At 59.2% G+C, this 6,939-nt stretch carries 7 protein-coding genes; 3 read left to right on the forward strand and 4 right to left on the reverse strand.

The window, feature by feature from the left end:
• Positions 1-31: 31 nt before the first annotated feature.
• Positions 32-496: a preQ(1) synthase gene (gene queF / locus B9A97_RS06155; RefSeq protein WP_084364134.1), complete on the reverse strand. Its 465-nt coding sequence runs from the start codon at positions 494-496 to the stop codon at positions 32-34.
• A complete protein-coding gene (locus B9A97_RS06160; RefSeq protein ID WP_280164073.1) occupies positions 493-1,410 on the reverse strand; it encodes a cation diffusion facilitator family transporter in 918 nt (305 codons plus the stop codon). Before B9A97_RS06160 ends, queF begins: the two co-directional genes overlap by 4 nt.
• A gap of 84 nt (positions 1,411-1,494) precedes the next feature.
• Here B9A97_RS06160 and B9A97_RS06165 point away from each other — a divergent pair, with 84 nt between their 5' ends.
• The gene (locus tag B9A97_RS06165) at positions 1,495-1,746 is read left to right on the forward strand and encodes a type II toxin-antitoxin system ParD family antitoxin (protein WP_084364136.1); all 252 of its coding nucleotides are present in this window, start codon (positions 1,495-1,497) and stop codon (positions 1,744-1,746) included.
• Between the two features lies 1 nt (position 1,747).
• Entirely contained in the window at positions 1,748-2,041 is a 294-nt protein-coding gene (locus B9A97_RS06170) for a type II toxin-antitoxin system RelE/ParE family toxin (RefSeq protein WP_084364137.1), read from the forward strand.
• 186 nt (positions 2,042-2,227) lie between these two features.
• Here the strand turns inward: B9A97_RS06170 and B9A97_RS06175 are convergent, their stop codons facing one another.
• Complete coding sequence (locus tag B9A97_RS06175; protein WP_143530351.1) at positions 2,228-2,482, reverse strand: HigA family addiction module antitoxin; 255 nt, start codon at positions 2,480-2,482, stop codon at positions 2,228-2,230.
• 808 nt (positions 2,483-3,290) lie between these two features.
• Positions 3,291-5,480: an anthranilate synthase gene (locus B9A97_RS06180; protein ID WP_084364138.1), complete on the reverse strand. Its 2,190-nt coding sequence runs from the start codon at positions 5,478-5,480 to the stop codon at positions 3,291-3,293.
• Between the two features lie 314 nt (positions 5,481-5,794).
• On the opposite strand from B9A97_RS06180, the gene B9A97_RS06185 reads away from it, so the two are divergent.
• Positions 5,795-6,691, forward strand: coding sequence for an extensin-like domain-containing protein (locus B9A97_RS06185; RefSeq protein WP_084364139.1), 897 nt, complete (start codon positions 5,795-5,797; stop codon positions 6,689-6,691).
• Positions 6,692-6,939: the final 248 nt, after the last annotated feature.

The following is a 6,939-nucleotide window of genomic DNA, read 5'->3' on the forward strand; positions in this document are numbered from 1 at the left end:
CAGCGATCATGAACCGGAGGGCTGGCAGGGATCATCCCCGGCCGCGATATGTCGCAACACCCTGGTCCGGCAACCACACGCCCTTTGGCGCTTCACCGGTCTGCCAGAAGACATCGATGGGGATGCCGCCACGCGGATACCAATAGGCACCGATCCTCAGCCATTTCGGATCGAGCAGGTCGACCAGCCGCTTGGCGATATAGATCGAGCAATCCTCATGGAAGGCACCATGGTTGCGGAAGGAAAACAGGAACAGCTTCAGCGACTTCGATTCCACCAGATAATCACCGGGGATATAGTCGATGACGATATGGGCGAAATCCGGCTGGCCCGTCATCGGGCAGAGCGAGGTAAATTCCGGCGCTGTGAAGCGCACCACGTAATCCGTGCCGGCATTGCCGTTCGGTACCCGCTCCAGCACGGCGCTTTCCGGGCTGGTCGGCGCTTCCACCGCATGGCCAAGCTGGGAGAGGCCCGAAACGTCTGTCTTGCTCATCTTATCAAGTCCTTCAGTTTGACGCGAACGCCGTGCGCCCTTTCGCTTTCCGGCTCCACGTGAATGGTGACGCGCGCGCCGGGCTGGGCGAGCCTGACGGCTGCCTCCAGCCGGTCGCAGATGACATGGGCAGCGCTGACCGGCATATCGGCCGGCACCACCAGGTCGAAACCGACAAAGGTCGCCGCCCCGGCCCGGCGCGTCCGCAGGTAGTGCACCCCGAGCGAGCCGGCCGAATTGGCGGAGATTGCCGCCTTGATTGCCTTTTCCTCCTCGGGTTCGACGGCCTTGTCCATCAGGCCATCGACCGAATGGGAAATCACCTTCCAACCCTGGTAGATGATATTGAGCGCCACGAGGATGGCGAGCGCCGGATCGAGGATGGCGTAGCCGGTCAGGACCACCAGAACCAGGCCGACCAACACGCCGGCCGAGGTCACCACGTCGGACATGATGTGGTGACCATCCGCAGACAGCGCTGGCGACCGGTGCGTAGCGCCAACCCGGATCAGCAGCCACGCCCAGACGAGATTGATCAGGCCCGCAACGGCATTGATCCCAAGCCCCAGCGCCGGCGCCTCAAGCACTTCAGGATTGGTCAGCGCCGGAATGGCCTCCCGGATGATCAGCAGGGCTGCAACGACGATCAGTACGCCCTCGAGAACCGCCGAGAGATATTCCGCCTTGTGGTGGCCATAGGGGTGATCGTCATCGGCGGGCTTCTGCGCATAGCGGATGACGAAATAGGCGATGAAGGCGGCAATGACATTCACGGTGGATTCCAGGCCATCCGACAACAGCGCCACCGACCCGGTGAGCCACCATGCAACGAGCTTCAGCCCCATGACGCCAAAGGCGAGCGGAATGCCCCAAAACGCCAACCGCTGGACGATAGCGTTGCCCTCAGCCATGATGACATCCTCTCTTGCTGCCGGCCGTCGCATGTGTCTTTGACACGCTTTGCCAATATCTGGCATGATGATTCCCAGGAGGCCGCAATGGTGACCATGAATATATCCTTGCCCGATCCCATGAAAGAATGGGTCGAGACCCGGACCAGAGCGGGTGGATACGCGGATACAAGCGATTATCTGCGCGACTTGATCCGGCGCGATCAGGAGCAGGCCGCAAAGATCGCGGCCATGCAGATACTGGTCGACGAGGGTATCCAGAGCGGCATCGGGACCCGGACGAAGGACGAGTTGTTTGCCGCAGCCGTGACCAGGGCTCAGTCGCCAGGGCGCCTCTGATATGGCGTACCGCCTCTCGGTTCTGGCCGAACAGGACATCACCGATATTGCAATGTCGGGAATCCAGATGTTCGGGGAACAGGTGGCACGGCGCTATCACGATGACTTGTTCAACCTCTTCGACCTGCTTGCGGAAAACCCGCGGCTGGCGAGAGAGCGCCGAGAACTCTCGCCGCCAGTCCGCATCCACCCGCACAGGTCCCATCTCATCGTCTACACCATCGAAGACCATGACCAAGTCCTGATCCTGCGCATTCGCCACGCCCACGAAGACTGGACCAGTGACCTCTCCTGAACGGCTCTCGGCTGCCATGCTCATACCCCTTGCATCTGCGAGCGAATTGCAGAAATTCGTGCCCTGAAACGCAAAACCGCCCGCGCTTTGAGCGCAGGCGGTTTGTGATTTTGCGGCTTATGGCTCACTCGGCGCGATTTGTCAAAGCACCGGGGTCGAGCTGGTTAAAAATTGAGAAAACTACAATCAGGCCGCGCTTTGATACTCCTTGATGAGTTCCAACTCGTCTCCCAATCGTTTTGCCTCAACCTTCAGGTCGAAACTGTTTTGCAGATTCATCCAGAATTGCGGCGCGGTCTTGAAGAACTTGGCAAGACGCAGAGCGGTGTCTGACGTGATACCGGTCTTTCCTGCCACGATCCGCTCAATGCGCGTGCGGGGAACGTTGAGCTTCTTCGCCAGGGCATAAGGCGTCATATCCTGATCCTGAGCATTCGTCATGCCCACGAAGACTGGACCAGCTACCTCTCGTGAATGGCTCTCGGTTGGCATGCCTTGTCCCCTTGCATCTGCGAGCGAATTGCAGAAATTGGTAGCCTGAAACGCAAAACCGCCCGCGCTTTTGGCACAGCGTAGAGCATGGAGCTTAATGGCGGGTCACCCATTCTCAAGAAGGAGACTTTTTATCACCGTTGCCCAAATCGCATTAATCAGCATTCTTGAAAAAGATTAAAAAATACGTTAAATAATAATTAATTTTCAGTGCAATTAAAGAGAAAAGCTACATGTCCACTAAGTACGATTTACATGACGCTCCGCCAAGAAATATTAATACAGATCACGCCAATAAGATTGCAGCTCACCTTCTGAGAAAAAAACAGCATTCCTGTGGCTTTCCGCTATTGTAATATTATTAATTGGGATAACGCACTCTTTATTCTCAAAAGAATCAACAACAATGATGCGCTACGGCGTTTTGATAACAGTCTTATGGCTTTTAAACGGCGCATGGCAGCTTAGATATCTAAATATGTTCGTAGATATTGGCCGGATTCTTCAAGACGTATTCTCTAAAATTGAACACGAAAAACTTGGAAACCAACCAGAAACGCGATTAGAAGCTGAAGCAATTGCTCATAAAAGAATTACAAGATCAATGCCAATGCTCACCGAGGCCGTTCAGAGAAAACTGCTATCTCAAAACTTACTCGTCACATGCATCGGAACTATCATTTCAGGCTTCGGTGATCTAATGCCCCTATGACTTTTTAGGCTCACAGACTTCCGCATGTGAGCCTAAGTAATCCCCTCACGCCGCCTGCACCTTCGCCCGCTTGGCCAGATGCGCCACGACATTCTCGATCATGCGCATGCCGGCATCGCCGCCGAGCGTCATGATGGATTCCGGGTGGAACTGCACGGCGGCGACGGGTTCCTTGGTGTGCTCGATGCCCATGATCGTGCCGTCCTCGCTTTCGGCGGTGATGATGAAGTCACGGTGCAGGGTCGTGGGATCGGCAAAGATCGAGTGATAGCGACCGACGGTGACTTCCTTTGACAGGCCGGAGAAGACGATGCCGGGCTCCAGCACGCGGATGCGCGACGGCTTGCCATGCATGGGGATGGCGAGATGGCGTAGCTCGCCGCCATAGGCTTCCGCCAGCGCCTGAAGGCCCAGGCAGACGCCGAAGATCGGCAGTTGGCGGGCACGCGCCATCTTGATCGTGGTCTTGCAGTCGAAATCCTTGGGGCTGCCGGGCCCCGGCGACAGCACGACAAGGTCGGGCTTCATCCGTTCGAAGATTTCTTCCGGCACAGGCGTGCGCACGGTCGAGACTTCGGCGCCTGTCTGGCGGAAATAGTTGGCCAGCGTATGGACGAAGCTGTCCTCGTGGTCGACCAGCAGGATCTTCACGCCATGGCCGACGCTGGCCACGCCGCGCTTGGTCTTGCCGTCATTGCCGGATCTGGCGTCGCGGATGGCTGCGATCATGGCCGATGCCTTCAGTTCGGTTTCTGCTTCTTCCTCATGCGGATCGCTGTCGTTGAGCAGCGTCGCCCCTGCCCGCACCTCGGCGATGCCGTCCTTGATGCGCACGGTGCGCAGCGTCAGGCCCGTATTCATGTCGCCATTGAAGCCGACCATGCCGATCGCGCCGCCATACCAGGCGCGCGGGCTCTTTTCATGTTGCTCGATGAAGCGCATCGCCCACAGCTTCGGCGCGCCGGTGACGGTCACCGCCCAGGCATGGCTGAGGAAGCCATCAAACGCATCCATGCCGTCGCGCAACCGTCCCTCGATATGGTCGACCGTGTGGATCAGGCGCGAATACATCTCGATCTGGCGGCGGCCGATGACCTTCACCGAGCCCGGCTCGCAGACGCGGCTCTTGTCGTTGCGGTCGACGTCGGAGCACATGGTGAGCTCCGACTCGTCCTTCTTGGAGTTGAGCAGCTTCAGGATCTGTTCCGAGTCGGCAATCGGGTCATCGCCGCGCTTGATCGTACCGGAGATCGGGCAGGTCTCGATGCGGCGGCCGGAGACCCGCACGAACATTTCCGGCGAGGCGCCGACCAGATATTCCTGGTGGCCGAGATTGATGAAGAAGGAATAGGGCGACGGGTTGATCTGCTTCAGCCGGTTGGAGATTTCCGAGGGCTTGCTGTCGCAACGCTCCATGAACTTCTGACCGGGCACCACCTCAAACAGGTCGCCGCGCCGGAAACTTTCCTTGGCCTTGGTAACCAGTTCGGCATATTCGCCGGGCCGATGGTCGCCGCGCGGCGGAATGGTATCGACATGGCGGAAAGGCTCCGGTGCAATCGCCTGGGACTTGCCCTCGGTGGTCAGCCCGTCCTTTTCGAAATCGTAGCGATCGATCCAGGCCTTGGCGGCGTGGTGGTCCACCACGACGATCTCATCGGGCAGGTAGAGCACCATGTCGCGCTGGTCTTCGGGCCGCTCCAGCGACAGCTTGATCGCATCGAACTGGAAGGCGATGTCATAGCCGAAGGCACCGAACAGGCCGATGGCGGAATCCGCCTCAGAGTAGAACAGGTCGGTGATGGCGCGCAGCACAGTGAAGACCGTCGGGATCTTCGAGCGCTCCTCCTCGGTGAACACCCGGTCCGGCTCGTTCACGGTGAGATCCAGACGCTTGCTCGTGGAAGCCCCGAGCGTGAGATCGGCAACGGTCTTCAGCTTCTCCACGATGAAGGACAGCAGCACCTCGCCGCGGCCGTTGAAAGCCTCGATCCAGACCTTGCGGCCGAAGGAGGAGATACCGAGCGGCGGATCGACGATGGCCGTGTCCCAGCGCGTATAGCGGCCGGGATATTCGTAGTTGGAGGAGAAGACGGCGCCGCGGCGCTCGTCCAGCTTGTCGACGCAGGAACTGATCGAGTCACTATAGCCGACCGGCCGCCTCTGCCGGGTGACAACAATCCCTCCCCTGGTCTCGTAGGTTTCCGAGCCGTCGTCGCGAATGATAGTTACCATGCCTACCTTCTCCATCCTTCAAGGCCCGGACCCGGGAGGCGCTTTGAAACAAAAAAGCCGCCTCAGGATTTTCCGGGCGGCTTTGGTCATTTGTCTCAGGACATGACTGGTCAAGGCCACTTCAGCGAGCCCACCACCAGTTTGCAATGTTCAGCGACGTGATCATGGGTGAATTGTTAGCGTGAGCGGCGGTCAAGCGCAAGAGGGTGCAAATCGGATTCGCGCCGTCGCACCGCACGATGCAAACGGACAAGCGAACCTTCGCCGCCCCTCAGCGTTTCTGCCAGGCGACGGCACAAGGGAGGTAGCAGCGGATGGCATGGAAGACGCTTCTGGCGGTGACTGCGGCAGCCCTGTCGATTTCGGCCGGCCTGCCGGATAAAGGCCCGCTTCCATCCCCGAAACCGGTCGAAAGCCAGGAGCAGGCGGAGCCGCCAAAATCCACCGAAACCCCAGTTCCGGGACCAAAGCCCGACAGCGAGGCGAAGCCAGACAAGGCCGAGGATACGGCAGACCCCGAGGGCAAACCTGCGCCTGCATCAACGGAAGACAAGCCAGGCGGGACAAGCCCGCCGGACGCGCCTGAGGCCTCTCAAGACAAAGGGACGAAGGCAGAACCCGTCGAGCCGCCGCTCACCATCGCGCCGGAAGCCGAGGCAGAGTTCAAGGTCTGTATGGCTGACTTGAAGGCAATCGGCACCAACTTCGAGACCATCGACCGCGTCGATGACGGGGACGGTTGCGGGATCGACAAGCCCATCCACGTCGAACGCGTGTTACCGGATGTCGCGCTCTCGCCGGCAGGCGACATGCGGTGCCAGACCGCCTTGCAACTGGCCCGCTGGGTCAAGCAGACGGTCATGCCCGCAGCCGAAGCCGGACTGCCAGGCAAGGCTAAGCTGACCTCGGTCAACCATGCCTCCACCTATGTCTGCCGCAAGCGTAACGGCGCCTCGGAAGGCAAGATCTCGGAACATGCGCGCGGCAATGCCGTGGACATCGCCTCGCTCTCCTTCGGGCAGGAGACGGTGCCGATGCGGATCGTCAAGCCGGAGGATTCGACCATCGAAGATGCCTTCCAGCGCGCGATCAATGCGACCGCCTGCCTGTATTTCACAACGGTCCTGTCACCGGGCAGCGACCCGACCCATCAGGACCATATGCATCTCGACGTGCTGACACGAACAGGTGGTTTTCGCTATTGCCGATAGGGAGGCGGGCGGTTCGAATGCTGGAGCAGACGGACTGCTGCATGGCCTAGTGGAGGGTGAGAAAGGTCAAGGTTCCCTCGTCGTGCTCGGGCCTGTCCCGAGCATCTACCAACGCCTGATTTTTCTAGATGTTGTAGATCCTCGGGTCAAGCCCACTGCTGTCCGGTTTAATTTCCGGTCCATTTGAAGACCAACTGGTTGTGGTTTTTGGGTTTGTCTGGCGGGGGTCTGAGGAGGTGATCGGTGCG

Source organism: Rhizobium sp. RU36D, assembly GCF_900176345.1.
In the GTDB taxonomy this organism is placed as follows: domain Bacteria; phylum Pseudomonadota; class Alphaproteobacteria; order Rhizobiales; family Rhizobiaceae; genus Allorhizobium.